25 protein-coding genes are annotated in these 24959 nt (G+C 72.1%); 13 read left to right on the top strand and 12 right to left on the bottom strand.

What is annotated here, in order from left to right; all coding sequences use genetic code 11:
- Nucleotides 1-216: 216 nt before the first annotated feature.
- Nucleotides 217-675 (bottom strand): hypothetical protein, encoded by a 459-nt coding sequence (locus Asi03nite_RS12485; protein ID WP_203679327.1) that lies wholly within the window; start codon nt 673-675, stop codon nt 217-219.
- 164 nt (nt 676-839) lie between these two features.
- Between Asi03nite_RS12485 and Asi03nite_RS12480 the strand changes: the two genes are divergently transcribed.
- The gene (locus tag Asi03nite_RS12480; RefSeq protein WP_203679325.1) at nt 840-1760 is read left to right on the top strand and encodes an aldo/keto reductase; all 921 of its coding nucleotides are present in this window, start codon (nt 840-842) and stop codon (nt 1758-1760) included.
- A 13-nt stretch (nt 1761-1773) separates the two neighbouring features.
- On the opposite strand, the gene Asi03nite_RS12475 is transcribed toward Asi03nite_RS12480, so the two are convergent.
- Nucleotides 1774-2406 carry a trimeric intracellular cation channel family protein gene (locus tag Asi03nite_RS12475; RefSeq protein ID WP_203679323.1) on the bottom strand — a complete coding sequence of 211 codons (633 nt, stop codon included), beginning with the start codon at nt 2404-2406 and terminating at the stop codon, nt 1774-1776.
- Nucleotides 2407-2535: 129 nt separating this feature from the next.
- Here Asi03nite_RS12475 and Asi03nite_RS12470 point away from each other — a divergent pair, with 129 nt between their 5' ends.
- A complete protein-coding gene (locus Asi03nite_RS12470) occupies nt 2536-2694 on the top strand; it encodes a hypothetical protein (RefSeq protein WP_203679321.1) in 159 nt (52 codons plus the stop codon).
- An 11-nt stretch (nt 2695-2705) separates the two neighbouring features.
- On the opposite strand, the gene nhaA is transcribed toward Asi03nite_RS12470, so the two are convergent.
- From nhaA to Asi03nite_RS12450, 4 genes are all read right to left on the bottom strand, one after another.
- Nucleotides 2706-4007 (bottom strand): Na+/H+ antiporter NhaA, encoded by a 1302-nt coding sequence (gene nhaA, locus Asi03nite_RS12465; RefSeq protein ID WP_203679319.1) that lies wholly within the window; start codon nt 4005-4007, stop codon nt 2706-2708.
- 9 nt (nt 4008-4016) lie between these two features.
- Nucleotides 4017-4667 (bottom strand): hypothetical protein, encoded by a 651-nt coding sequence (locus Asi03nite_RS12460; RefSeq protein ID WP_203679317.1) that lies wholly within the window; start codon nt 4665-4667, stop codon nt 4017-4019.
- Between the two features lie 144 nt (nt 4668-4811).
- The gene (locus Asi03nite_RS12455) at nt 4812-5360 is read right to left on the bottom strand and encodes a hypothetical protein (RefSeq protein WP_203679315.1); all 549 of its coding nucleotides are present in this window, start codon (nt 5358-5360) and stop codon (nt 4812-4814) included.
- Nucleotides 5361-5437: 77 nt separating this feature from the next.
- On the bottom strand, nt 5438-6097 hold the full coding sequence (locus tag Asi03nite_RS12450; protein ID WP_203679313.1) for a lytic polysaccharide monooxygenase auxiliary activity family 9 protein: 660 nt from the start codon (nt 6095-6097) through the stop codon (nt 5438-5440).
- A gap of 148 nt (nt 6098-6245) precedes the next feature.
- Between Asi03nite_RS12450 and Asi03nite_RS12445 the strand changes: the two genes are divergently transcribed.
- Together Asi03nite_RS12445 and ligD are read left to right on the top strand one after the other, a co-directional pair.
- The gene (locus tag Asi03nite_RS12445) at nt 6246-6665 is read left to right on the top strand and encodes an OsmC family protein (protein WP_203679310.1); all 420 of its coding nucleotides are present in this window, start codon (nt 6246-6248) and stop codon (nt 6663-6665) included.
- 49 nt (nt 6666-6714) lie between these two features.
- Nucleotides 6715-7926, top strand: a complete 1212-nt coding sequence (gene ligD / locus Asi03nite_RS12440; protein WP_239102639.1) for a non-homologous end-joining DNA ligase — start codon at nt 6715-6717, stop codon at nt 7924-7926.
- A gap of 132 nt (nt 7927-8058) precedes the next feature.
- Here the strand turns inward: ligD and Asi03nite_RS12435 are convergent, their stop codons facing one another.
- The gene (locus tag Asi03nite_RS12435; protein WP_203679307.1) at nt 8059-8643 is read right to left on the bottom strand and encodes a TetR/AcrR family transcriptional regulator; all 585 of its coding nucleotides are present in this window, start codon (nt 8641-8643) and stop codon (nt 8059-8061) included.
- A 113-nt stretch (nt 8644-8756) separates the two neighbouring features.
- On the opposite strand from Asi03nite_RS12435, the gene Asi03nite_RS12430 reads away from it, so the two are divergent.
- On the top strand, nt 8757-9917 hold the full coding sequence (locus Asi03nite_RS12430) for a macrolide family glycosyltransferase (RefSeq protein ID WP_203679303.1): 1161 nt from the start codon (nt 8757-8759) through the stop codon (nt 9915-9917).
- Here Asi03nite_RS12430 and Asi03nite_RS12425 read toward each other — a convergent pair whose 3' ends face one another.
- The gene (locus Asi03nite_RS12425) at nt 9918-10403 is read right to left on the bottom strand and encodes a DUF6223 family protein (protein WP_203679300.1); all 486 of its coding nucleotides are present in this window, start codon (nt 10401-10403) and stop codon (nt 9918-9920) included.
- A gap of 190 nt (nt 10404-10593) precedes the next feature.
- On the opposite strand from Asi03nite_RS12425, the gene Asi03nite_RS12420 reads away from it, so the two are divergent.
- The 4 genes from Asi03nite_RS12420 (at nt 10594) to Asi03nite_RS12405 (ending at nt 17114) form a co-directional block, all read left to right on the top strand.
- Nucleotides 10594-11706, top strand: a complete 1113-nt coding sequence (locus tag Asi03nite_RS12420; protein WP_203679299.1) for a sensor histidine kinase — start codon at nt 10594-10596, stop codon at nt 11704-11706.
- Between the two features lie 187 nt (nt 11707-11893).
- A complete protein-coding gene (locus Asi03nite_RS12415; RefSeq protein ID WP_203679298.1) occupies nt 11894-12562 on the top strand; it encodes a response regulator in 669 nt (222 codons plus the stop codon).
- A 345-nt stretch (nt 12563-12907) separates the two neighbouring features.
- The gene (locus Asi03nite_RS12410; protein ID WP_203679295.1) at nt 12908-13342 is read left to right on the top strand and encodes a hypothetical protein; all 435 of its coding nucleotides are present in this window, start codon (nt 12908-12910) and stop codon (nt 13340-13342) included.
- A gap of 1048 nt (nt 13343-14390) precedes the next feature.
- Nucleotides 14391-17114: a TIM-barrel domain-containing protein gene (locus tag Asi03nite_RS12405; RefSeq protein ID WP_239102638.1), complete on the top strand. Its 2724-nt coding sequence runs from the start codon at nt 14391-14393 to the stop codon at nt 17112-17114.
- A 55-nt stretch (nt 17115-17169) separates the two neighbouring features.
- On the opposite strand, the gene Asi03nite_RS12400 is transcribed toward Asi03nite_RS12405, so the two are convergent.
- Nucleotides 17170-18756 carry a peptide chain release factor 3 gene (locus Asi03nite_RS12400; RefSeq protein WP_203679293.1) on the bottom strand — a complete coding sequence of 529 codons (1587 nt, stop codon included), beginning with the start codon at nt 18754-18756 and terminating at the stop codon, nt 17170-17172.
- Between the two features lie 148 nt (nt 18757-18904).
- On the opposite strand from Asi03nite_RS12400, the gene Asi03nite_RS12395 reads away from it, so the two are divergent.
- Both Asi03nite_RS12395 and Asi03nite_RS12390 read left to right on the top strand, forming a co-directional pair.
- The gene (locus tag Asi03nite_RS12395) at nt 18905-19054 is read left to right on the top strand and encodes a hypothetical protein (protein WP_203679292.1); all 150 of its coding nucleotides are present in this window, start codon (nt 18905-18907) and stop codon (nt 19052-19054) included.
- Nucleotides 19055-19133: 79 nt separating this feature from the next.
- Nucleotides 19134-19826: a GAF and ANTAR domain-containing protein gene (locus tag Asi03nite_RS12390; protein WP_203679291.1), complete on the top strand. Its 693-nt coding sequence runs from the start codon at nt 19134-19136 to the stop codon at nt 19824-19826.
- A 12-nt stretch (nt 19827-19838) separates the two neighbouring features.
- Here the strand turns inward: Asi03nite_RS12390 and Asi03nite_RS38885 are convergent, their stop codons facing one another.
- Both Asi03nite_RS38885 and Asi03nite_RS12385 read right to left on the bottom strand, forming a co-directional pair.
- On the bottom strand, nt 19839-19958 hold the full coding sequence (locus tag Asi03nite_RS38885; RefSeq protein WP_373872103.1) for an alpha/beta fold hydrolase: 120 nt from the start codon (nt 19956-19958) through the stop codon (nt 19839-19841).
- Nucleotides 19959-20097: 139 nt separating this feature from the next.
- Entirely contained in the window at nt 20098-20901 is an 804-nt protein-coding gene (locus tag Asi03nite_RS12385) for a SigB/SigF/SigG family RNA polymerase sigma factor (protein WP_203679290.1), read from the bottom strand.
- Between the two features lie 313 nt (nt 20902-21214).
- On the opposite strand from Asi03nite_RS12385, the gene Asi03nite_RS12380 reads away from it, so the two are divergent.
- Nucleotides 21215-21631 carry a universal stress protein gene (locus tag Asi03nite_RS12380; RefSeq protein ID WP_203679288.1) on the top strand — a complete coding sequence of 139 codons (417 nt, stop codon included), beginning with the start codon at nt 21215-21217 and terminating at the stop codon, nt 21629-21631.
- A 120-nt stretch (nt 21632-21751) separates the two neighbouring features.
- Here Asi03nite_RS12380 and Asi03nite_RS12375 read toward each other — a convergent pair whose 3' ends face one another.
- Complete coding sequence (locus Asi03nite_RS12375) at nt 21752-23281, bottom strand: M4 family metallopeptidase (protein WP_203679286.1); 1530 nt, start codon at nt 23279-23281, stop codon at nt 21752-21754.
- Between the two features lie 732 nt (nt 23282-24013).
- Between Asi03nite_RS12375 and Asi03nite_RS12370 the strand changes: the two genes are divergently transcribed.
- On the top strand, nt 24014-24952 hold the full coding sequence (locus Asi03nite_RS12370) for a M20/M25/M40 family metallo-hydrolase (protein WP_203679284.1): 939 nt from the start codon (nt 24014-24016) through the stop codon (nt 24950-24952).
- Nucleotides 24953-24959 lie beyond the last annotated feature (7 nt).

Here is a 24959-nt window from a genome sequence, read left to right as displayed (position 1 = left end):
GGCCCGGAGGTAAAGCCGCGCGCCCCGCGCATGGCGGGACGCGCCGCCATGTGGTTTGATCTGTCTGGGCCGGGCATCTTCCCCCGTGGATGCCCGGCCCCTATAAACGCTGGGCCCCCGATGAAACGCTGGGCCCCCGACGAGCGCTCAGCCGTCTTGGACGCTCAGCCCTCTTGCACGCTCAGCCCGCGCATGCGGGGTCGGCTGGCGCGCGGGTCAGGCGCCGGTCGACGCGGCCTGCGCCGCCTGCCACAGGGCGATCTGCACGCCGACCACGAAGACCTGCAGCGGCAACGGCAGGCCGGGCAGATCGGCCTCGATCGACCCGGACCAGGGGCTGGTACGCCGCAGCCAGCCGGTCGGCACGCCGCCGGTCAGCATCTCCTGCCGGCTGCTGAAGATCGAAGGGCGGCGGAACTCGTACGCCCGGTCGCCGGCCTGCACTGTCCAGTGTTTGCGCCCGGCCCGCTCGACCAGGGCGATCTCGGTGCCGGCCGCGTCGAGCATCCGGTACTTCGTGCCCCACCCGTTGGCCCGTACCTCGAAGTGCTGCCCGTTGATGCCGACGCTGCCGCCGCCGCGCCACCACGACGGATCCCACACGGCAACCGGGCGGCCATCGCTCTCGATCTCATAGCGGCCGTGCCACATGCTTGCTTTCCGTGCCGTCAACATGACCCGACGGTATCGACGGCGTGCCAATCGGGCGCGGCGGGCCGAGGGCTCCCTTTTCCCCCGATGGTGGTACGGCCCGGCCGGCGCCGCCCGCACGATCCCGTCCCGAATAGCGTGATCGTCATGAGAACCCGACGCGGGGCGCCACCGGCCCGGGGTGTGCGATGAGGACCGTCCCGCTCGGTGTGACCGGCCGAGCCGTCCCCAATGTCGTCCTCGGCATGATGCGCATCGCGGACCGGACCGACGACGAGATCCGCGCCCTGGTGCGCGCCGCCCGCGACGCCGACGTCGACTTCTTCGACCACGCCGCCGTCCACGGCAGCCGGCAGCACCACTGCGAGGAGCGGTTCGCCGAGGCGCTGCGGCTCACGCCGTCCGCGCGCGCCGAGATCACGATCCAGACCAAGGCGGGCATCGTCCGGGACGGGTCCTGCGACTCGTCGTACGACCATCTCGTCTCCTCCACCGAGGAGTCGCTGCGGGCGCTGCGCACCGACTACCTCGACGTGCTGCTCCTGCACGGCCCGGACGCGCTCGTCGAGCCGGAGGAGGTGGCCCGGGCGTTCGACGACCTGGAGTCGGCCGGCAAGGTCCGCGCGTTCGGCGTCTGCGACCACACGCCGCCGCGGATCGAACTGCTCAGGACGGCCGTACGCCAGCCGATCGTGGTCAATCAGCTGCAACTGTCGATGACCCACGCGCCGGGCGTCGCCGCGGACCTGGCCGGGACCGGCCATCCGGTGGCGCTGGACGGCGGTGGGGTGCTCGACTACTGCCGGGTGCACCGGATCACCGTGCAGGCGTGGTCGCCGTTCGAGGCCGGCTTCTGCACCGGCACGGTCCTCGACTCGCTGGAGTACGCCGACCTGAACGCCGTGGCCGACCGCCTCGGCGAGCGCTACGGCGTCCCCGCGATCGCGATCGCGACCGCCTGGATCACCCGGCACCCCGGCGGGATGCAGGTGGTGCTCGCAACCGCGGCGCCGGAGCGGGTGACCGGCGCCGCGCAGGGCTCGGACGTGCCGCTGACCCGCGCGGAGTGGTACGAGTTGTCCCGCGCGAGCGGGCACCGCGCCCCGTGACGGTCGTACCCCTTCAGGGGTTGCGGTAGGTGATCGCGGTCGGGGCGGTCCAGTGCCGCACCATGGCGATGATCCGGAACAGGAAGACCGCCACCGCGGCGCACGTCGCGACGACCGGCATGGGCAGCTCGGCGCGGTACGCGAGGGCGACGACGGTGGCTCCGGCGGCGGCCGGGATCGCGTAGAGGTCGGTCTCGACACGGACCAGGGCCGGGGTCTCGCGGGCGGTGATGTCGCGCAGCACGCCGCCGCCGACCGCGGTGACCACGCCCAGCAGGATCGCCTGGACCGGGCCCAGGCCGTGGTCGAGCGCCTGGAGCGTGCCGGTCACGCAGAACAGGCCGAGCCCGGCCGCGTCGAAGACCAGCACCGGGAAGGACAGCCGGCGCACCAGCGGGTGGGCGAAGAACGTCACGACGGCGGCGGCCAGCGGGATGATCAGGTAGACGACGTCGCGGAACGCGGCCGGGGGAGCGGTGCCGATCACGACGTCGCGGACGATGCCGCCGCCCAGGGCGGTCAGCAGGGCGAGAACCACGATGCCGACGACGTCGAAGCCCTTCTGGATCGCCATCAGGGCGCCGGAGGTGGCGAAGACGTAGAGGCCGACCAGTTCCAGGGCGCTGACCATCGTGCTCGCGTGCATGGGAAGCAGCTTGTCAGCCCACCCGGGCCGGGCGTCGGGCGACCGGACCGGCGATGCCGCCGCGGCCGCGTCTACGAACCGCCGGAAACGGGTATCAGCACGGCACCGTTGTGAGGAGGGCTGTGCCAGATGGACAAGACCACGATCGTCAAGGCCGCGCTGCCGATGGCCACCACCGCCGCCACCGCCTGGATCATGAAGAAGACCCGCCTGCCGGCCATCGCCACGCCGGTGGTCAGCGTGGCCGTCGGCGGCGTCGTCGCGAAGCTGGCCCAGCGGATCCGCTGAGCCGAGGCCGGTCACCGTGGACCGGCCTGCTGGTAGACGTCGGGCACGCCGTCGGCGTCGGTGTCCAGTTCCTCGGCCGCGCACAGCCGCTGATAGTGGCGGTTGCGGACGCGCAGGACCACGGTGGCCAGCAGCGCCGCGACCAGTGAACCGGCCAGGATGCCGATGCGGGCGTGCTCGTCCTGCTCGCTGCCGGCGCCGAACGCGAGCTCGCCGATCAGCAGCGCCACGGTGAAGCCGATCCCGGCCAGCAGCGACAGGCCGAGCACGTCCCACCAGCTCACGCCGTCGCCGAGGGAGGCTCCGGTGACCCGCCGTACCAGCCAGGTGGTGGCCAGGACCCCGGCGCACTTGCCGAGCACCAGGCCGGCGACGATCCCGATCGTCACCGGGTCCCGCAGCGTGGCGCCGAGGCCGCCGGTGACCGGCACCCCGGCCGCGAAGAACGCGAACACCGGCACCGCCACGCCTGCCGACAGCGGCCGCCACCGGTGCTCGAAGTGCTCGGCCAGGCCGGGGCCCGGCCCTTCGGCGCGGCGCGGCACCGGCACCGCGAAGCCGAGCAGGACTCCGGCGACGGTGGCGTGGATGCCGGAGGCGTGCACCAGCGTCCAGGTGGCCGCGGCCAACGGCAGCAGCAGCCACCAGGAGCGCACCCGCCGCTGCACCAGCACCGCGAACAGCCCGAGCGGCGCCAGCGCGGCCAGCAGCGGCAGCGGGCGCAGCGAACCGGTGTAGAACACCGCGATGACGACGATCGCCAGCAGGTCGTCGACGACGGCGAGCGTCAGCAGGAACGTGCGCAGCGCCGCCGGAAGATGGGTGGAGATCACGCCGAGGACCGCGAGCGCGAACGCGATGTCCGTCGCGGTGGGCACCGCCCACCCGGACAGCGCGCCCGCGGAGGAGCCGGCGTTGATCGCCGTGTAGATCAGCGCGGGGACCGCCATGCCGCCGACGGCAGCGGCGACCGGCATCACCGCCCGGCGCGGATCCCGCAGGTCACCGGCGACGAACTCGCGTTTGAGCTCCAGACCGGCGACGAAGAAGAAGATCGCGAGCAGGCCGTCGGCCGCCCACTGGGCCAGGCTCAGGTCCAGGTGCCAGGCATGCGGGCCGACGCGCAGGGCGCCCAGGTCCCGGTAGGCCGGCGCCCACGGGGAGTTCGCCCAGAGCAGGGCCAGCACCGCGGCGCCGAGCAGCAGCGCGCCACCGACCGTCTCGGCGCGCAGCACGTCACCGATCCGGCGGGTCTCGGGCCAGCTGCCCCGGCCGAAGAGGAAACGGCGCGGAGTGGACGGTGTTCCGGTCACGGGACTCCTTCACCAGGGCACGACAAGATCGTCGCCGACCAGTCTTCCCGGCACACCTGCCCGCGAACTTACCGGCTCACTGCGGCGACCGCAGCGGCTCACCGCACCTGGCCGCGTGTGTCTGGCGGCGACGAGCTCGTGCTGTTCCGGCCGGGCCTGCCGGCCGTCGACGCGATCCGGCCGGCCGAGCGGGTGGTGACCGACGTCCCAGCCCGGTCCGGTGCCGGTCGTCCGAACAGCCAGTGCACGTCGACCGAACAACGCATCGACGACCATGACCGATATCGCCCAGAGTGGTGCGGTGACCTTCAACGCGCCGCCCGCCTCCCGCAAGAAGCCCGGCTGGAAAGTGTTCGCCGGTGTCGCCGCCGGGGTCCTCGTGCTCTGCTGCGGCGGTGTCACCGCCATCAACGCGTTCACCGGCGCACCGGCCGTCACCAGAGCCGCGGACACCACCCTGCCGGCGGTGGCCGCGCCGGTGAGCCGGAGCGCCTCGCCGGAACCGGCCGCCACCACGGCCACTGTCACCTCGAGGCCGAGACCGGCCAGCAAGCCGGCCGTCACCAGACCGAGCACCACCACGCCGGCGACGACCAGGCCGCCGGCTACCAAGCCGGCGACGAAGCCGGCGACGAAGCCGGCGACCAGGAAGCCGAGCACCGCTTCGACACAGTCCGGGGTGCGTCAGGGCGCGTTCTGCTCGCCGGTGGGCGCCTACGGCACCACCAGCAAGGGCACCCTGATGCGGTGCGCCAGCAAGGACGGTGAGCAGGCGCGGTGGCGCAAGGTCTGAGACCCGCCGGCTCAGAGCCCGGCCGCGTCGTCGTACCGGCGGCGCAGCTCGGCCATCTCCGGCTCGGACAGCGCCTGCGTGAGCGCGAGTTGCGCGTAGCGTTCCGGGAACATCTGCCGTAGCCGGTCGACGTACTTGACCTCGGCGGTCGCCTCGACCACCTGAATGCCCGGAGGATCGGTGGACAGGTCCAGGATCACCGGGCCGGCCAGCTTGACCGCCACGTCCCAGGGGCGTTCCGGCTCGGCGACACCGCACAGGTGGAAGCCGTAGACCGTGCGCACCCCGGCGAGCGTGGTGGCCTCGGCCGGCTCGAAGCCGTAGACGCGGACCCCGCAGATCACCGCCGGATCGGTGGCCGTCTGCCCGGTCCCGTGCCCGGCGTGCTGGTGCTGCTCGGGGGTGGACTGCTCGAGCGTCGTACGCATCCGGGTCATGATCTGTTCGCGGATGTCCGTGGGCTGGGCCCGGGAGCCGTCCGGCTCGTACAGGGTCACCACCGCGGCGGCCGCGGCCAGCAGGATCACGGCGGCCCAGAGGTAGCGGTAGCGGAAGGTCATCTCGTCTCCACGTCGTCACGGAGCCTGTGAGGTCCCGGCCCAGGACCTTCGGTGGACGTCCTGGGCCGGGAAGCCGATCAGGCGAAGGTCACGTCGCTGCACCACATGTAGGCCTGGTCCTGGTGGGAGGCCTGCCAGATGACGAAGAGGATGTGGTGGCCGGTGTATCCCGAGGTCGAGATGTTGAACGAGATGTTCTGCGCCGGCGCGTACCGTCCGGTCTGCGTGATGAAGTCGAGGTTGCCCCAGCCGAGGCTCTGCGTGGCCGGGTTGTACCCCTGCTTGCTGACGTAGACCCGGAAGTAGTCGGCGCCGTGGCTCGCCTGGTCGTACAGCTGGACGGTGAAGTTGCGGGACACGGTGGTGGTCTTCCAGGCCCCGGGCTTGTTGAGGCTGTCGTTGCGGGTCAGGCCGTTGCTGCACAGCTGCCCGTCCGGGGTGCGGGCCTGGAACTGGCCGCCGAGGCCGTCCCGCAGCGCGCTCATCCAGTTCCACATGGTGTCCGGGTTGGCCTGGAACGCCTGCCAGCACATCGGGTCCTGCTGCTGCATGGCCGGGTTGGTGTGCTGGCTGCCCCAGGTCTTCCAGCACTGGTAGGCGCGGGAGGCCGGGTTGACGATGGTGCCGTGTGCCTGCGCCGCTCCGGCCCAGGGCAGCAGGCTCATCATGGTGGCCAGCGCCACGATCAGCACCTGGACCGGCCGTCGAGCGGATCGGTGGGATTCGCGTGGGGGCACGATGGATCCTCCATTCTTCGGCTTACGGGGATGGGAGCGCTCCCAGCACCATGATTGCAACAATGTGTCCAGATATCAACTGATGTCTATGACGATGGCATGTTCCGGTGCGCGTGGGGAAGACGGGACCCGGACAGAAGGAGCGGGAATGATGGATCTGACGGTGGAGCGGGCCGGCCCGCACGACTTCATCGCACGCAACGGGCGGGGCGCCACGGTGCGGGTGGGGCGCACCGGCGCGCCCGGCGCGTTCACCCCCGGCGAGCTGCTGCAGCTCGCCGCCGCCGCGTGCGCCGCGATCACCACCGAGGAGCTGGTCACCCGCCGCGCCGGCCCGGACGCCCGGATCGTCGCCGAGGTGGACCACGAGCGGGCCGCGGGCGCGCGTGAGTACCAGGCGCTGCGCGTGCGGCTGCGCGCCGACCTCTCCTTCCTCGACGACAGCACGCGCGAGCGGGTGGTCCACGCCATGCGCATCGCGGTCGAGCGGCAGTGCACCGTCAGCCGCACCGTCGAGCGGGGCGCCCCGGTCCGCCTGACGATCGACACGGGAACTACCCAGGTGTAGTTCCCGCCGGCCGGGCATCGGTGTGACCTGCGGCGGGTACGCCGAACGGGTGACCGTTGAGCCGGTGATGCCCGACCATGTCGCACCGATGCTCGCCGCCGCGGGAGCGATACCCGCCGGCGCCGGGTGGGCGTTCGAGTTCAAGTTCGACGGCGTACGGGCGGTCGCCTACGTCGACGGCGACCGGCTGCGTCTGCTGTCCCGCAACCACAACGACGTGACCTCTACGTACCCGGAGCTGCGGGAACTCACCGCCCGGCTCCGGGGCAGGCGGGCGATCCTGGACGGCGAGATCGTCGCGTGCGAGCCGGGGGACCGGCCCTCCTTCGCGCGCCTGGCCGCCCGGATGCACGTGAGCTCCCCGCCCCCGGCGCTGCTCGGTTCCGTGCCGGTCGTCTACTACGTCTTCGACCTGCTGTGGCTCGACGGCCGGTCGCTGCTGGACGAGCCGTACCAGGTGCGCCGGGCGGAACTGGCCGGGCTGGCCCTCGACGGCCGCGCGGTTCGCACGCCGCCCGAGTTCACCGGTGTCGACGGGCGCTCGGTGCTGCACGCGGCCGAGCTCGGCGGCCTCGAGGGCGTGGTCGCCAAACGGCTGTCCGCCCCCTACCGGGCCGGCCGGCGGTCGGCCGACTGGACGAAGGTGCCGCTGATCCGTACCCAGGAAGTTCTGATCATCGGCTGGAGGCCCGGCGCCGGTCGCCGGGCCGGCCTGATCGGATCCCTGCTGCTGGCCGTCGAGGACGGTGGCCGGCTGCGGTTCGCCGGGCACGTGGGCACCGGATTCACCGACGTCATGCTGCGTCAGCTGGGCGAGCGGCTGGCCCCGCTGCGGCGCACCACCGCGCCGGTGCCGGACGTCCCCCGCGAGCACGCCCGGCACGCCCAGTGGGTCGAGCCCGGCCTGGTGGGCGAGGTCGCGTTCCGCAACTGGACGGCGGAGGGCCGGCTGCGGCACCCCTCGTGGCGAGGGCTGCGCCCGGACCGGGCCGCCGGCTCGGCCCGCCGGCGCCCGGACCCGGTGGCCCCCGCGGGAGGACAGGTGCGCGGCGCGCTGGAGACCCCCGACGGCCGCTGGCGGGTCGAGGCCGTCGCCCGCGGAAAGGACCAGTTCTACCGGCTGATCCACGGTGACAACGTCGTCGACGGGCTGGTCATCGCTACCCTGCACCGCCTGCTGGCGGAAGCGGGCGTCGACCTCGCCGACCTGGTCGAGGTCCACGAGCCCGGACCGACCGCCGGGCGGCGCGGGGTGGCGTGACCGAGCCGGATCACTTCCTCAGCCGGTGCGCGGACAACCTGTCCAGTGCCGCCGCCGCTGCCCCCGCCGCCGCTGCTGTCTGCCGGTGCTAACTGCTGCCGGTGCCGGGCTCGGCGCCGGGGCGGGCCTGATTCAGGGCTGCGGCCAGGCCGGAGTGACCGCGGCGATCGCCAGGTCGACCAGGCCGTCGGCGTAGTCGTCGGTGAGCGGGCCGGTGCGCAGCATCCAGCGGTGATAGAGCGGCCCGAACAGTAGCTCCACGACCTGGTCGAGGTCGAGGCCGGGGCGCAGCCGGGCGGTGCGCAGCCGCTTCTTGACCGCGTCGAGTTGGGGTCGCAGCAGCCGGTCGCGGACCTGCGCGGCCAGTTCCTCGTCGAGCAGCGTCTCCACGGTGATCGCACGGGTGGTCTCGGACAACGCCGGATCGGCGAATTCGGCCACCGTGGCGCGCATGACCAGGAGCAGGTCGGTCCGCAGATCGCCGGTGTCGGGCAGCTCCCGACCGGCGTTCTCGGCGGCCTCCACCATGGCGTCCAGGACGACCGCCCCCTTGCCGTTCCACCAGCGGTAGATCGTCTGCTTGCCGACGCCGGCCCGGGCCGCGATCGCCCCGATGGTGAGGTCGGCGTATCCGGTCTCGGTGAGCAGCGCCCGGGTGGCCTCGAGGATGGCGCGGCGCGAGCGCTCGTTGCGGCGGGCGGGGTCCGGAACCGACATGACGTCACTCTATCGCAACGAGACGATCCGTCTCGTCTTGACAGGCGGCGTTCACGTGCGGCACGGTAGGAGGACGAGACGAGACGACTCGTCTCGCACTGAAGGGACCTCGCATGCCGCACATCGCCATGGTCAGCATTCCGTTCCACGGGCATGTCAACCCGAGCCTGGAATTGCTCGGCGCCCTCGTTGCGCGTGGCCACCGGGTCTCGTACGCCAATGACGTCTCGTGGTCCGGTGCGGTAAGCGCCATCGGCGCGGAGCTGAAGCCCTATCGATCGACCCTGCCCCGGGACGGTGACGGTTGGAGCGGAGACATGATCGACCAGCTCACGCTGTTCCTCGATGACGCGATGGCGATGCTGCCCCAGTTGCGCGCCGCTTTCCACGACGACAGGCCCGACCTCTTCCTGTACGACATAGCCGGTGCCCCGACTCGCCTGCTCGGCGCGGAGTGGGGGATCCCGGCGATCCAGCTGTCGCCCACCTTCGTCGCCTGGCAGGGCTACGAGATCCCGAGTTTCGCCGACGACCCCCGCGGCGCCGACTACTACCGCCGCTTCACGACGTGGCTGACCGAGCAGGATTCTCCGGTCACCGACGGACCATCCTTCATGGGCCGGCCGGACCGTGGACTGGCGCTCATCCCGCGGGCCTTGCAGCCGCACGCCGACCGGGTGGACCCCGAGGTGTTCCAGTTCGTCGGCCCGCTGCTCGGCGAGCGGGCCGACGGGGAGCAGTGGACCCGGCCGGCCGGCGCCGAGAAGGTGCTTCTGGTGTCGCTGGGATCGGCGTTCACCAGGCACCCGGACTTCTACCGCCGGTGCATCGCCGCCTTCGGTGCGCTGCCCGGCTGGTACACCGTGCTGCAGATCGGCAGCGAGGTTCAAGAAGGAGAGCTGGGGGAGATCCCGCCGTCGGTCGAGGTGCGCTCGTGGGTACCGCAGCCGACCATCCTGGCCCAGGCCGACGCGTTCCTGACGCATGCCGGGATGGGCGGCAGCAGCGAGGGGCTGTTCCACGGCGTGCCGATGATCGCCGCGCCGCAGGCCGCGGACCAGTTCACCAACGCGGAGCAGCTGGCCGCCCTCGGGGTGGGCCGGGTCGTCGACCTCGAGACCGTGACCGCCGAGCAACTGCGGGCCGCGCTGGTCGCGCTCACCACAGATCCCGCGGTCGCGGAACGGTGTGCGGCACTGAGCCGGGAGGTGCGCGCGGAAAGCGGCGTGGAGCGGGCCGTCGGCCTGATCGAAGCGGTGCTCGACCATCGTTGATCACGCTCCGTCCCCGCGGCGCGATCTCCGCCGGGCCAGCGTGCCCAGGATGATTGCGAGGAGGCCGAACGCCAGGGCCGCGTAGCCGCCGACGATGCCGTTCCCGGTACCGGGACCACCGTCGGCGGTGGCCACCACCACGCCGCCGACAATCATCCCCGCTGCTCCCGCTGCTCCCGCTGCTCCCGCCGCTTTGGCCGCTTTGGCCGCTTTGGCCGCCGAGAGTGACCCGGTGGTGACAGGACCGCGCGTACCGGCGGAGGCTTCAGCGGCCCCGGTGGCTTCAGCGGCCCCGGAGGTTCCAGCGACTCCAGCCGTTCCAGCGGTCCCGGGAGGTCCGGCGTCGAGAAAGCGGCCCGTGCCGGCGCGGTTGGCCAGGGCCAACGCACCAGCGATCACGCCGGCCACCGCGACCAGCGCGGCGACGGTGGCCACGGTGCGGTCGGTGGTCGGCGCATAGGTCGCGGCGAACAGAGACATGAACATGCCGCCTCCTTCGGGGGAAATTCGATGGCACCGATCGTGGCCGCCGGACGGCCCCGGCGCATCGTGCCGCTGTGGGCTTCTCCCGCTGCTGCGGGCGTGGCAGCGTCCCGTGATCTGCCGCGGTCGTAGTAGATCGGACCACTGCGCGCGCATGATTCGCCGGTGGGCCGGGCCCGGCTATGGTGCCCGCATGAGCGGTACGCGGATCGAAGGCCGGGACTGGCTGCTGGGCGTCGGAGTCGCGGCGACCCTGGTGGTCGGCGGGCTGGCCGAGCGCCCGGCCGCCTCCGGCTCCGTCCTGCTCGGCTACACGTTGCTGGCCCTGGCCGGCCTGGCGCTGACCGCCCGTCGGCGTGCCCCGGTCACCGTCCTGGTCGTCACTGGACTGTGCACGGTGGCCTATCAGGCCACCGGGTTCACCGTGTTCGCCGTGGCCTACCTCGTCGCCGTCTACGCGGCGATGCGCGCCGGCCGCCGCCTCGCGACCGGATCGACCAGTCTTCTCATGCTGGTCGCGCTGCCGGCCGCCGCGATCGCCGCAGGCCGGCCCGCCGCGGAGGCGTTCGCGCAGGCCCGGGCAGTGCTGGGGGTGGCCTGGCTGGTCGCCGCCGCGGCTGCCGGTGAGGCGCTGCGCCAGGCCCTGCGGCAGGCGGAGGAGGCGGAGCGCACCCGGGAACAGGCCGCGCTGCGCCGCGCCGGTGAGGAGCGGCTGCACATCGCCCGGGAACTGCACGACACGCTGACCCATCAGATCTCGGTGATCAAGGTGCAGGCGGAGGCCGCCGTGCACCTGGCACAGAAACGGGGCGAGCCGGTGCCGGAGGCGCTGCTGGTGATCCGCGACGCCGGCCGGGAGGCGGCCCGCGAGCTACGCGCCACCCTGGAGGCGCTGCGTGACGACGACCGGCTCGCGTCGTATGGTCTCGGGCAGCTCACCGATCTGGTCGAGCGGGCCCGGGCGACCGGGCTGGACGTCTCTCTGACCGTCGACGGGCGCCGGGACGGGCTGCCCGCCGCGGTGGACCGGACCGCGTACCGGATCGTGCAGGAGGCGCTCACCAACGTCGCCCGGCATGCCGGCGCCACCAGCGCGTCGGTCCGGATCGGCCACCACCCCGGCCTGGTGACCGTCCGGGTCGACGACGACGGCTCGGCGACTCCGCAGACGCCGCCCGTGCCCGGGGTCGGGCTGCTCGGCATGCGGGAGCGGGTCACGGCGCTGGGCGGCAGCTTGTGCGCACGGCCACGTCCCGAGGGCGGATTCCGGGTCAGCGCCGAGCTGCCGGTGGAGCAGGCGTCGTGATAGGGCAGGTGTTGGTAGAAGGCCCCCGGCCTGGTGGTCAGTTCGGGGCCGGGCGTCCTGGCTGGTCTCAACTCAACGGTCAGGCGGGCGTCGTGATCGGGCTTGTGCTGATCGGCGGTCCCGGTCTGGTCACCAGTGCCGGGTCGGGCTTGCCTGCCAGTGCCGGGCCGTCGGTGGGGCGGGCGTCGTGATCCGGGTGCTGCTGGTCGACGACCAGCCGCTGATCCGCAGCGGATTCCGGGCGCTGCTCGACGGTGAGAACGACATCGAGGTGGTCGCCGAGGCCGGTGACGGCGCCGCGGGCGTGGCGCTGGCCCAACGGCACCTGCCCGACGTGATGCTCGTGGACATCCGGATGCCCCTGGCCGACGGCATCGAGGCGACCCGCCGGGTAGCCGCCGACCCGTCCCTCGCCGGGGTGCACGTCGTGATCCTGACCAACTACGGGCTCGACGAGTACGTCCTGGACGCGCTGCGCGCCGGTGCGGCTGGGTTCCTGGTCAAGGACATCCTTCCGGAGGACTTCTTGTACGCCGTGCGGGTCGCGGCCCGGGGCGACGCGCTGCTGGCGCCGGCCATCACCCGCAAGCTCATCGACCGGTACGTCACCCAGCCGCCACCGGCCGACGCCGCCACCGTGCTGGGGCACTTGACGGCACGCGAGCGCGAGGCCGTGGCCCTGGTCGCCCAGGGGCTGTCCAACGACGACATCGCCACCCGGATGGTGATCTCGCCGGTGACCGCGAAGACCCACGTGAACCGGGCGATGACCAAGCTGCACGCTCGTGACCGTGCCCAGCTCGTGGTCATCGCCTACGAGACCGGCCTGGTCACCCCGAGAAGCGGTAGCCCGTGAAGCGAGCCCGACTACGGTGACGGGAAAGCCGTCACGACGCGACCACGCTGACCGGCGTCGCGGTCCTCCTCTGGCGCTTCCCGCTTCACTGGGCTGGGTTGCGGTGGTCGGGACGTGATCAGGGGCGAGTTGCGGTGGTCCGGATGTGATCAGGGGCGCGTTGCGGTGGTCGGGACGTGACCAGGAGCGGCTGGCGGCGGTCCGGACGTGACCAGCCGCTACTCCGTGCTCTACGGGGCGGCGTTGCGACAGCTCGGAGGTGATCAACTGGGTATGAGTCCCGATAACGTGCCATCCTCACCTCGTGGTGGGCGCTTGGCGTGACCGAGCGCGCACCGTGGCGGCATGAAGAAGCTGACCAGCATCGTCACCGCCGCCGCGGCGACCGGGATGGCCCTGTTCGTCCCCGCCGCCGCGCACGCCTCCACCACCGCGCCGCACTGCACCGCGGTCCGTCCCACCTCGGACTTCTACGCCGGCGGCCGGATCGCCACGACGCCGATCACCGACGACAACGCGAGGTGCCGCACCATCTCGGTGTCCGGCATCCGGGACGTGGCCGACCCGGCCGACAACTGCCAGACGTTCCTGGTGGCCCTGCTCTCCGCCGACGGCCGCGATCCCACCTACACCGAGCCGGTGCAAGCCTGCTCACCCACGCCCGGCGTGCGCACCGTGCTCGCCACCGGCGTGCCCACCGGGACCCAGTACCGGGTGCTCTACCAGGTCGACTACATCGACCCGCAACCGCAGCAGGTCCGCTTCACGGTCTGGCACTGAGTTCCGTCCGGCGCCGCCCCTCCGGCGCCGCCCGCCGGGCCTTGTTCGCCCGGCGCCGCCCTCCCGGCGCCGGGCGCTCATCTCGCCTCGTCAACGCGCCGGCCCTCCTCACCTCCGCCAGGTGCGCCGCGGCGGGGCCCACCACATCGTCTCGTTGAGCTGGGACTCCTCACCTCCGCCAGGTGGGCCGCGGACCACTCGGCCAGGTGCGCGAAGAGCGGGACAAGGATCTGCCCCAGCTGGCTGATCTGATACTCCACCGTCGCGGCTACGAGTTGGCCGGGCCGGCGCTGAGTACGCCCCGGGAGGGCGCCGCGATCATCGGTGAGCTGCTGGGGGAGCCGGTGGGGTTCGCCGAGCCGAGCCGAGCCGAGCCGGGCCGGGCCGGGCCGAGCCGGGCCGAGCCGGGCGCAGGCGCGTCCCGGGATGCTGCGGTTCATGCCGGAGCCGGTGCCCGACGGCACCGTGGACGTCATCGGCCGGCCCATCGCGGCGCAGCAGCGGATCAGCCCGCACGTCGAGCAGGTTCCGGGACGGGCGCCACGGACCTTCGCCGACGTGCGGCCGCCGCGCCCAGCGTGCCGCTCGAAAGCCCGTGAACCGTCATCCCGCTGGACCCACCGGCGACCGTCCCGGCGAAGATCGCCAGCCAGCGCAACCAGGGCGCCCGCGGTCGGCCCGGTCCATGCCGGGTGCGCGGCCGGGGAGGTCAGCGCCCGCACGAACAGGGTCTGCCCGACAGAGCCCGAGGTCGCTGTCGGACGAGATCAGCGCGGTGAACGCGTACCCCATGGTCTCCAGGGCGGCGAGCCGGTGCCGCCGGCGACACCGATGACCAGGCCGTCGGTGAGGTCGAGACGGCGCCGGCGGGGAACGCGGTCAGGACGATCACCGGGATCGAGGGAGGAAAAGGCGGCCAAGGTCCATTGACGTCGGTTACCGGGAGATGACAGCGTTGTCATAGAAAAGTTTCGTTCGCGTCCGATGGGGAGCGTCTGTGCGCGATCTTGTTCGAAGGAGGGTCGCCGCCGCGGCCTCTCTCACTCTGGTGACGGGCGGCCTGGCGCTGGCACCGTCCTCGTCCGCCGAAGCCACCACCCGCCACCGGCAGAGCGTCGTCTCGGGCGACGCCCGGTTCCAGGTCCTCTCGCCGACCCTGATCCGCACCGAGTACGCCCCCGGCGGCCGGTTCACCGACTCCGGCACCTTCAACGTGGTCGGCCGCGACGACTTCGCGCCGACCCGGTTCACCGAACGGATCTCGCACGGCTGGCTGACCATCGACACGGCCGCGGCCACCCTGCGCTACCGGGTCGGTTCCGGTCCGTTCACCAAGGACAATCTGAGCGTACGACTCAAAGCCGGTCACCAGAGCGTGCTCGCCGAGCCGTGGGCCGGCACGGGCGCCCCCGACTGCGCGCCCGGCGCTCTGTGCGAGGCCGAGGCGCTCGCGCTCAACGGGCCGAGCGCGGCGACCGACCACCGGGACTTCACCGGCCGGGGCTTCGCGGCCGGCTTCGAGGGCACCGGCCACGCGCTGACCTTCGCCGTCACCCCGGCGGCCGCGGAGACGCGGCAGCTGACCGTCCGCTACGCCAACAGCACCGGTGGGGACGGCCAGAACGTCACCCGCACGCTGACCGTCACTGTCGACGGCGCCGCGGCCGGCACGCTCAGGCTGCCGCCGACCGGGAACTGGGACACCTGGGCGCTCGCCTCGCTGCCGCTGGAGCTGACCGCCGGCCGGCACGAGATCAGCCTGGTCCGGACGGCGAGCGACTCCGGCAACGTCAACGTCGACAGTCTGGCGGTGCTCGCGCCGGGCGCCGCGTACCCGGCGCCCACCCCGCCCGCCGCGCAGCCGTGCGCGTTCGGCGCCGTCTGCGAGGCCGACACCGGCACGCCGGCCGGCGGGGCACGGCTCGCCGACGACCACAACGGATACTCCGGCGACGGCTTCCTGGCCGGCCTGGAACGTACCGGAGCGGGGGTCGCCCTCACCGTGACCGGCGTGCCGCGCGCCGGCGACTACCGGGTGCAGCTGCGCTACGCCAACGGGCCGGCCGGCAACCAGCCGGTGCAGAGCCGGACGGTGACGGTGGCCGCGAACGGTGGCACGCCGGTCCCGGTCGTCCTGCCGCCGACCAGTGGGTGGGACTACTGGCGTACCGCATCGGTGGTGGTCGCCCTCAAGAGCGGGACCAACACGGTGGCGCTCGGCTGCCCCACCGATCAGAGCTGCAACGTCAACGTGGACACCGTCGCGGTCGCCGCGGAGAACGCGCCGCTGCTCGCCCCGCACGCGCCGCTCGGCGGGTACCGGCGCGGCCTGGACAACGTCAACGGCGGCGCGCGCACCTACGGCGGGCTGCTCTACCAGGACGGCTGGTCGCTGGTCGACGACTCGGCTTCGGCGCCGCACCGGGCCGGCGTGCAGGACGGCTACGTCTTCGCGTACGGCCAGGACTACCGCCGTGGCCTGCGGGAGCTGTCCACCCTGACCGGGCCGACCAAGCTGCTGCCGAAGTGGGCGTACGGCGTCTGGTACTCGGAGTACTACGACCGTACCGCCGCCGGGTTCCAGGACATCGTGGCGCGCTTCACGACCGAGGGCGTGCCGCTGGACGCGTTGGTCGTGGACACCGACGTCAAGGCGCCGGACAGGTGGAACGGCTGGTCGATCGACCCGGCGCGGATCCCGGACTGGAACGCGTTCGCCGCGCAGCTGCGCGAGCAGGGCGTGCACACCGGCCTGAACATCCACCCGAGCATCCTCGGCTCCGACCCGCACTTCGCCGGGGCGCAGGAGATCGCGAAGGGCAAGCTGCAGCGCACCGGCTGCAACGGCGGCGCCGACTGCTACGTGTTCGACTTCGGCGACCCCGACCAGCTCAAGGCCTACTTCTGGCTGCACGACCAGATGGGTGCCGACGACCTCGACTTCTGGTGGCTGGACTGGTGCTGCGACGCCTCCCGCTCCACCAAGGCCGGTGTCACCGGGGACGCGTGGATCAACCAGCAGTACGCCGACCGGACCGGCTTCGCGTTCTCCCGGGCGTACGGGTCGCTGCAGGCCGGCGGCTACGGCAACCCGGGCCCGGCGCCGACCGGCCCGTGGGCCGACAAGCGCACCACGCTGCACTTCACCGGCGACACCATCTCCAACTGGGAGACGCTGCGGTACGAGGTCGGCTACACCCCCGGTGAGTCGGCGGCCACCGGGCTGGCCGCGGTCAGCCACGACATCGGCGGGCACACCGGCGGCCTGCAGGAGCCCGGGACCGAGCCGGGCAGCACGAAACTGCCGGACGACCTGTACGCCCGGTGGGTGCAGATGGGCACGTTCCAGCCGATCGACAGGCTGCACTCCAACCACAGCGACCGGCTGCCGTGGCAGTACGGCCCGGCCGCGAACGCCTCCGCCAAGAAGTTCCTCAAGCTCCGGAAGAAACTGCAGCCCTACACGTACGCGGCGGCGGCCGAGGCGACCCGCACCGGCACCCCTATCGTCCGGGCCATGTACCTGGCGTACCCGGGGGAGCAGGAGGCCTACGCGACGGCCGGCAGCCAGTATCTGTACGGTCCGGACCTGCTGGTCGCCCCGGTGACCACGCCGGGTGGGACCGCGTCCACCACGGTCTGGTTCCCGCCGGGCAACACGTGGACGGACTACTTCACCGGCAAGCGGTACGCGGGTGGCACCACCGCCACGATCACCACGACGCTGGACACCATGCCGGTCTTCGTCCGCTCCGGAGCGGCGAAGCCGTAAGCACGGACGAGTGGACGCCGGGCGGTGTGAACGCCCGGCATCCCGCCGCCGGGGTCTACGGGTCGAGGCGCAGACCTGGGTGGCGGCCGGCGACCGAGCGCATCCGCCACTTGTTCGGGAAGCAGGCCAGCAGCGCGTCGTCGCGGACCCGGGTCATCACCTCGATGCCGGCCTCGCCGCGCAGGATCTCCCGGCCGGCCGCGTCGGTGCGGGCGGTGATCTCGTACGGCAGGTGCTGGACCTGGACCTTGACCCCGAACTCGGCCTCGAGGCGGTAGGTGGCCACCTCGAACTGCATCGGCCCGACCGCCGCCAGCACCGGTGACTGGTCGCCGCGCTGCTCCGAGCGCAGCACCTGGACCACCCCCTCGGCGTCCAGCTGCTCGACACCGCGCCGGAACCGCTTGAACGCGGCGGTGTCGGTGGTCCGGATCACCGCGAAGTGCTCCGGCGGGAAGGACGGCAGCGGCGGGTACTGTACCGCCTTGCCGACGTAGAGCGTGTCGCCGATCCCCAGCGCTGTCGCGTTGACCAGGCCCACCACGTCACCCGGGAAGGCCTCGTCGATGGTGTCCCGGTCCTGCCCGAACATCTGCTGCGCGTACTTCGTGGTGAACGGCCGGCCGCTGCCGCCGTGCGTGACGATCATGCCGCGCTCGAACCGGCCGGAGTTGATCCGGACGAAGGCCACCTGGTCGCGGTGCGCCTTGTTCATGTTCGCCTGGATCTTGAAGACGAAACCGGAGAAGGAGCCCTCCACCGGCTGCTGGTCGCCGGAGGCGGTCGGCCGCGCCGCGGGCGGCGGCGCGAGCTCGATCAGGACATCGAGCAACTGGCGTACGCCGAGGTTCGCGACCGCCGCGCCGAACAGCACCGGCGTGCTGGCGGCCGCGAGGAACGCCGCCTGGTCGTGGTCCGCGCCGGTCATCGCGAGCAGGTCCAGCTCCTCGACGGCGGTGTCCCAGTCCCCGCCGAACCGGGCCTGCGCCTCGCCGGCCTCCATCTCCTCCTCGATCGCCAGGTCGGCGCCGCCGGGGGAGCGCTGCATCCGGATGAACTGCTTGGTCCGCCGGTCGATCACCCCGTGGAACTGCCCGGCCGGGCCGACCGGCCAGGTCAGCGGAGTCGGGCGCAACCCGATCCGCTGCTCGATCTCGTCCATCAGCGCGAGCGCGTCCTGCCCGGGCCGGTCCCACTTGTTGATGAACGTGATCACCGGGATGGCGCGCTGCCGGCACACCTCGAACAGCTTCAGCGTCTGCGGTTCCAGGCCCTTGGCCGCGTCCAGCAGCATCACCGCGCTGTCCACCGCGGTCAGCACCCGGTAGGTGTCCTCCGAGAAGTCGGCGTGCCCGGGGGTGTCGAGCAGGTTGACGACGGCGTCCCGATAGGAGAACTGCAGGGCGGCGGAGGTGACCGAGATGCCACGCTGCTGCTCCATCGCCATCCAGTCGGAGACGACGCCCTTGCGGTCACCCTTGCCGTGCACCGCGCCGGCCTGCCCGATCACTCGCGCGTGCAGCGCCAGCGCCTCGGTCATGGTCGACTTGCCGGCGTCGGGATGCGAGATCACCGCGAACGTGCGCCGCCGCGCCGCCTGTGCGGCGACTCCCGCCGCTGCTGCCAGCGCGCCTTGACTCACTGTTCGACCCCTCAGTCCGTACGCCCGGCCTGCAACTCTAACGGCGTCCCGGCCCCACGCCGGAGTGACCCCGCTCGCAGCCCCACCGACGACCCGGCCCAGACCCCGCCCGCATCCCCGCGAGGCACCCTCCACCGCGAAGCAGATCATGGCCGTCTCCGCCGACGAGGACGAGGTGACCTGCCGGATCGTGGTCGACGGTCAGGTGCTGGCGGAAGTGACGACGACCCGGGTCGCGGGCGGCACCCCCGGTCGCCGGGCGGAGCACGTGGCCTCAGGCGGCCGGCGCCGATCGTGATGCTGGCGGGGTAGTCGGCTGCGAGGGCGGGGATACGGGGGCGGAAGCCGTCCAAGGCCGTAGGAGGGGCAAGGCAGCCATGGAAACCGTCCCGGGCGAGGACCTGGCCACCGCGCTGAGCGAGGTGGCCCGGTTCCTGCACAGCGAGCACGACGAGCAGAGCACCCTGGAAACCATCGCGGCGGCCGCTGTCGACACCGTGCCCGGCGCCCGCCACGCCGGCCTGATGGTGGTGCGGCGTCACCGGGAGATCGAGACCCGGGCCGCCACCGACGACGTGGTGCGCGACGTCGATCAGGCGCAGCTCGACACCGGCCAGGGCCCCTGCCTGGAGGCGGTCTACCAGCGGAAGACGGTGCGGCTCGGCGACCTGACCCGCGAAAAGCGGTGGCCGGTGTTCGCCGAGCGCGCCGGCGGGCTCGGCATCCGCAGCATGCTGTCGTTCCAGCTCTTCGTCGAGGATGACAGCCTCGGGGCGCTCAACCTGTACGCTCCGGAGCCGCAGGCTTTCGACGACGACTCGGAACACATCGGTGCGCTGTTCGCCGCGCACGCGGCGATCGCGTTGACCGGGGTCCGGCAGCAGGAACAATGCGGCGACGCCACCCAGGTGCGCGATCTGATCGGCCAGGCCAAGGGCATCCTGATGGAGCGTTACCAGATCACCGCCGACCTGGCGTTCGGGCTGCTGGTACAGGTCAGCCGGGGCACCGGGACCAAGATGGTGGACGTGGCGCGGCACCTGGCCGACACCGGCGATCTGCGCCAGTAGCGCGGACGCCGGTCAGTGCGGCAGCGCGCGCAGCGCCGCCACCACCGGGCCGGGCGCCCGCAGCGGCAGGAAATGGTCGGCGCCGGGCACCCGTACCAGGCGGCAGCCGGGGATGCGCCGCGCCGCCTCCACGCAGGCCGGGACGAACGACGGGCGTTCCGGATCGCCGAGCAGCAGTACGGACGCGACGCCGACGCCCTCCAGGCTGATCAGGCAGTCGTGAGAACCGAGAGTTCCTACGACTGCCTGATCGTGGAGGGATGTGGCCGGCTCAGACCGTGGCGCCGAGCTGCTTGTGGAGCTTCGCCAGAGCCTTGGTGAGCAGGCGGGAGACGTGCATCTGGGAGATGCCGATCTGCGCCGCGATCTCGCTCTGCGTCATGTTGCCGTAGAACCGCAGGCTGATGATCTTCTGCTCGCGCTCGTCCAGCGTGGCCAGCGCGGGCCCGAGGGCGACCCGCAGCTCGGCGTGCTCGAAGCCGTTGTCCTCGCCGCCCAGCGTCTCGGCGAGGGTCGTCGTGCCCTCGGCGTTGACCGGGGTGGACAGGCTTGTGGAGTTGTAGGCGCGGGCGCCCTCGAGGCCCTCCAGGACCTCTTCCTCGGTGATGTTCAGGTGCTCGGCGATGTCCGCGACCGTGGGGGAGCGGCCCAGCGTGTTGTGCAGGCTGCTGTTGGCCGCCGTGATGGCCAGCCGCAGCTCCTGCAGCCGCCGCGGGACCCGCACCGACCAGGTCCGGTCGCGGAAGTGCCGCTTCAGCTCACCGATGATCGTCGGGATGGCGAACCCGGCGAAGTCGATGCCCCGCTCGGCGTCGAACCGGTCGACGGCCTTGATCAGGCCCAGCACGGCGACCTGGTAGAGGTCGTCGACCGGCTCGCCGCGCCCGGCGTACCGGTTGGCCAGGTGCCGGGCGAGCGGCAGCCAGGCCTCGATCGTGTCGTCCCGCAGGCGGGCCCGCGACGGATGCCGCGCCGGAAGCGCTGCCAGCGCGGTGATCAGCTCGGTGCTGCGATCCTTGGACGTCTCGAGGTCCGGCGTGGACGTGCTGGTGGCGGGATTGGCGACGGTGGTCAAGGGGGAACTCCTTGCGTTCCGGGCTGGCGATCGAAGTGGCACCGCTATTCCCACCCCGACAGATCTCCTAAACCTCGGATCCGGGTTCGTTCCCCATCGCCGTCGGAGCCGATCGCCGTCGACGATCGCCGATGCCTGCCGGCTCTGTCCAGCCCTGCCCGGTGTGCCGGGCCGGCGGCGGTCACGCTCCCGTCCGGGGCGACCGGATCGACACGCTCACGGCAGCCGGCCCGGGACGGCGGCCCCTGTTGCTGAACGTGTTTCGCTTACTTATCCTCCCGGTGAACATCCTGCTGAACCGGGAGGCGCCGCCGTGGTGATCGTCGTCGGGATCGACGGGTCCGGTACGTCGCTGCGCGCCGGGGCGTACGCCGTCGGCATGGCCCGGCGGCAGGGCGCGCGACTGATCGGCGTCTTCGTGCGGCCGCCGTCCGGGGGCACGCTGTCGCTCGGGGATCCGTTCGGCGCGTCGATCGCCTCGGCCTTCGCGCGTCCCGAGGCGGTGGAGAGCGAGTTCCGCGACACGCTGCGGCGGGAGCGGCTCGCCGTCGACTTCGAGACCGTCGTGCGCACCGGGGACCCGTTCACCGAGCTGTGCCAGGTGGCGACCGAGCGCTGGGCGGACGCGGTGGTCGTGGGCCGCTCGGAGCGAATTCTGCACCGGATCGCCGGCTCGGTCGCCGACCGCCTGGTGCGCTGCGGCCGCTGGCCGGTCACCGTGGTCCCCTGACAACAGGGCCGCGGTTCCGCCGGGTCGAAAGGGCGGTGAAGGGCCGCGCTCCCGCGAGGACGAGAGCGTAAGAAGGGCCGGCGCGCCATGACGACGCGCCGGCCCCGGGGTGAAGCGGAATCAGCAGGTGGGCTCACCGGACTGGGCCGGCAGGCTGACCGCGTTCCACGCGGCCTTCACCGCGTTGAACTGGGTGCAGCTGCCCGGGTACAGGTTCTTCGCGGCCTGCAGCGTCCAGACCCGGTACTTCGCGTACGACGAGCTGGAGGTCTTCAGCAGCATCGCGTTGTACATGATCTTCATGGCGGTCTGGATGCCCAGGCCGGTCACCGTGCTGCCGTTGCAGGTGGAGCTGGCCGGCTGGCCGTTGCCGCTGCTGCCCTGGGCCAGCAGGTAGAACCAGTGGTTGCCGGGGCCGGCGGCGGCGTGCACCTCCTGGCTCGGGGTGCTGCTGGAGTAGCAGTTGCTGTCACCGGCGAGCGACGGGTTGTACATGTACCGGATCGGGCCGCTGCCGACCAGGTTGATCTCCTCGCCGACCTGGTAGTCGAACGGGTCGTTCGGGTTGTTCGCGTACGCCTCGGTGGCCGCGCCGATGGTGTCGGCGACGAACTCCTGGGTGCCGCCCTTCGAGATGCCGCCCGGGGTCTTGTCGTCGATGCCGTGGCCCAGCTCGTGACCGACCACGTCAGCCGAGGAGATCCACTTACCGGCGGTGTTCTTGCCGATCTGCACCTGGGTGCCGTCGTAGTACGCGTTCTGGTCGTTCAGGCCGACCCGGATCGGCCACGCGCCGCCGGAGCCGTTCTGGCCGTTGCGGCCCAGCCAGGACGAGAGCATCCCGACCTGCTTCTGCGCCACGTAGAGCGCGTCGACGCAGCCGGTCTCCTTGTTGGTGCCGGTGCCGTTGCCCCAGACGTTGTCGGAACCGCTGAAGGTCGTGTTGTTCGACGCGTCCTGGCAGCTCAGGTTCGTGACGCTCGGGTCCTTGAGCGAGTACGTCGAGCCGGACTGGGTGGTGTTCAGCGACACCGAGCCGTTGATCCAGCCGGTGCCCGTCCCGGTGGCCTCGGTGACGTGCTCCTCGGTCGAGAGCACCGTGCCGGTCAGCGCGTCCACGTCGACGGTGAGGCGGCTGACGCCCTCGGCGCTGGTGCCGTTCACCGTGGTCTCGTACGCCAGCTTCGCCGCCGTGCCCTCGGCCGCGACCACGACCAGCGACGTGGCCTCGACGCCGGTGACGGTCTTGAGCTGGCTCTTCGCGGTCGCGATGGCCGCGCTCTCAGAGATCGTGGGCGTGGTCGACAGCTCGCCGATCGGGTTGTTCTGGGCGACCGACGTGTACCGGGTCTGTCCGGCGTCGTCGGTGACCACGACCAGGTCACCGCCCTTCACCGCCAGGCCCTTGTAGGTCCGGTCGTAGGCCGAGTAGGTCAAGCCCTGCGACTTGATGACCTGGCGCCGCTGGAAGGCGTCGTGCGCGCTCGCCTTCAGGGCGGCGGGGCGGGCGGCGACCACGGCGTCGGCCCGGGCGGCCGCGTCCACGGCCGGGGTGGTGGGCTGCGCGGCTGCCGGACCGGACACCGCGACCATCGCAGAGGCGGCCGCGGTTCCGGCTGCCAGCGCGATGACCAGGGACTTTCTTGCCATTCTGGTACTCCTTCCCCGCCCGTGGGGGTAGCGGGCGGGCTCGATCTCCGGCGCGGCGAGGTGGCCGGCACCGGGCGAAACAGGAGTGACGCTATAAACATATGTGGATCAGTGAAATAGGGAAAACCCTTGCTTTCCGGTACGGGGCTCGCCGCGATTCCCGCGAGTCGTGAGAACTTCGCAGCTCAGACCACACGGCGGCCGCATCGGTCCGGCCCGACGGTTAACACTGGCGTGACAAACCCGTGACACGGGAGCCGCCGGTCAGCGTGCGCACGGAAGTCCGCGGGCCGTTCCGGGGAGCCCCGCAGCCGCTCGGCATTGCCGGTACCGGTCGCCGGCGCGTCCGGATGCGACAGTCCACGACGCGGGCTCAGGCCGGGTAGCCCGGATCCGCGGCCACGTGGACCGGGCGCGCCACGTCGGGGGAGCAGGCGTGGCCGTGTTGATCCCGGCGCCGCTGCCCGGATGGGACGCAACGTCGGTGACTATCCGCTCGCCAGCGCCGGGAAGGACCGCCGAGCCAGCCGGGGGGAAGTAGCCGGGCACCGCGCCCGCGGGGGTGTCGTGCTCGTCGGGGCAGGGCCGTGATCGTAGGGCCGGCAAGGGCCCGCTGCGGCGCCGTCCCGGATGAGAGGGTCAGATTGATATGACCCAGATCTTCCCCGGATCTACGTACATTACGACTTCGACCTCGATCAGGTCCCTTCCCCACCCCCCCATGGAGGAACGATGCGGGTCCGACAACTTACCTGCGCCGGTGTCGCCGCGGCGCTCACCGCCGCCCTCGCGGTCACCGGCGCGGCCTATGCCGACTCGGCCCCGCCCGCTGCGGCCGCGGCGCCCACGGTCGCCGCCGCGCCGCCGGTGATCAGCGCGGACGTCTCGATGGCGCATCTGCAGAAGCTGATGGACTTCGCCCGGGCCAGCAACAACACCCGGGTGATCGGCAGCGCCGGCTTCACGTCCACGGTCTCCTACCTCAAGCAGCAGCTGGACGCGCTGGGCTGGCAGACCACCGTGCAGAACTTCACCACCGGCGGCAAGGCCGCGGCCAACGTGGTCGCCGAGTGGCCGTACGGGGACGCCGCCCACGTCGTGATGGCCGGCGCGCACTCCGACTCGGTAGCGGCCGGCCCGGGGATCAACGACGACGGCTCCGGCGTGGCCGCCCTGCTGGCGAACGCCGCCGCGATCTCGGAGGCCAAGCTCCGGCCGCAGAAGCGGATCCGCTTCGGCTTCTGGGGCGCCGAGGAGCAGGGCGACGTCGGCTCCAGCTACTACGTGTCGCACCTGGCCAGCGGCGAGTCGAAGAAGATCGACGCGTACCTGAACTTCGACATGATCGGCAACAAGCCGGAGAACGGCCGGACGGTCGGCTGGAGCCTCTACGTCGAGGGGCAGTCGAACGGGCTGAACGCGCCGCTGCGGACGTACTTCAGCGCGCAGGGCATCACCGTCAACCCGTCGCTGGACACCGACGACCGCTCCGACCACGCCGCGTTCAAGCGGGCCGGCGTCAAGGTCACCGGCGTCAGCTCGGTCCGCAGCCTCAGCGCCCTGGGCGCCTGTTACCACAAGGCCTGCGACGACCTGACCGACGTCGACCGCAACAGCATGGCGCTGGGCTCGAACGCCATCGCCGCGGCGGTCTGGTCGCTCGCCGGCTGACCGGCGT

The sequence above is a fragment of the Actinoplanes siamensis genome (assembly GCF_016862395.1).
In the GTDB taxonomy this organism is placed as follows: domain Bacteria; phylum Actinomycetota; class Actinomycetes; order Mycobacteriales; family Micromonosporaceae; genus Actinoplanes; species Actinoplanes siamensis.
The sequence above is the reverse complement of the archived record's forward strand: the minus strand, read 5'-3'. Positions and strand labels throughout refer to the sequence as shown.

Excerpts from the sequence above, each read along its gene's own strand:
- Asi03nite_RS12425 (WP_203679300.1), bottom strand. The coding sequence starts at position 10,403 with ATGTTCATGTCTCTGTTCGCCGCGACCTATGCGCCGACCACCGACCGC.
- Asi03nite_RS12420 (WP_203679299.1), top strand. The coding sequence starts at position 10,594 with ATGAGCGGTACGCGGATCGAAGGCCGGGACTGGCTGCTGGGCGTCGGA.
- Asi03nite_RS12410 (WP_203679295.1), top strand. The coding sequence starts at position 12,908 with ATGAAGAAGCTGACCAGCATCGTCACCGCCGCCGCGGCGACCGGGATG.
- Asi03nite_RS12375 (WP_203679286.1), bottom strand. The coding sequence starts at position 23,281 with ATGGCAAGAAAGTCCCTGGTCATCGCGCTGGCAGCCGGAACCGCGGCC.
- Asi03nite_RS12435 (WP_203679307.1), bottom strand. The coding sequence starts at position 8,643 with ATGTCGGTTCCGGACCCCGCCCGCCGCAACGAGCGCTCGCGCCGCGCC.
- Asi03nite_RS12475 (WP_203679323.1), bottom strand. The coding sequence starts at position 2,406 with ATGCACGCGAGCACGATGGTCAGCGCCCTGGAACTGGTCGGCCTCTAC.
- Asi03nite_RS12445 (WP_203679310.1), top strand. The coding sequence starts at position 6,246 with ATGATGGATCTGACGGTGGAGCGGGCCGGCCCGCACGACTTCATCGCA.
- Asi03nite_RS12455 (WP_203679315.1), bottom strand. The coding sequence starts at position 5,360 with ATGACCTTCCGCTACCGCTACCTCTGGGCCGCCGTGATCCTGCTGGCC.
- Asi03nite_RS12485 (WP_203679327.1), bottom strand. The coding sequence starts at position 675 with ATGTTGACGGCACGGAAAGCAAGCATGTGGCACGGCCGCTATGAGATC.
- Asi03nite_RS12480 (WP_203679325.1), top strand. The coding sequence starts at position 840 with ATGAGGACCGTCCCGCTCGGTGTGACCGGCCGAGCCGTCCCCAATGTC.
- Asi03nite_RS12395 (WP_203679292.1), top strand. The coding sequence starts at position 18,905 with ATGGCCGTCTCCGCCGACGAGGACGAGGTGACCTGCCGGATCGTGGTC.
- Asi03nite_RS12470 (WP_203679321.1), top strand. The coding sequence starts at position 2,536 with ATGGACAAGACCACGATCGTCAAGGCCGCGCTGCCGATGGCCACCACC.
- Asi03nite_RS12370 (WP_203679284.1), top strand. The coding sequence starts at position 24,014 with ATGCGGGTCCGACAACTTACCTGCGCCGGTGTCGCCGCGGCGCTCACC.
- Asi03nite_RS12430 (WP_203679303.1), top strand. The coding sequence starts at position 8,757 with ATGCCGCACATCGCCATGGTCAGCATTCCGTTCCACGGGCATGTCAAC.
- Asi03nite_RS12390 (WP_203679291.1), top strand. The coding sequence starts at position 19,134 with ATGGAAACCGTCCCGGGCGAGGACCTGGCCACCGCGCTGAGCGAGGTG.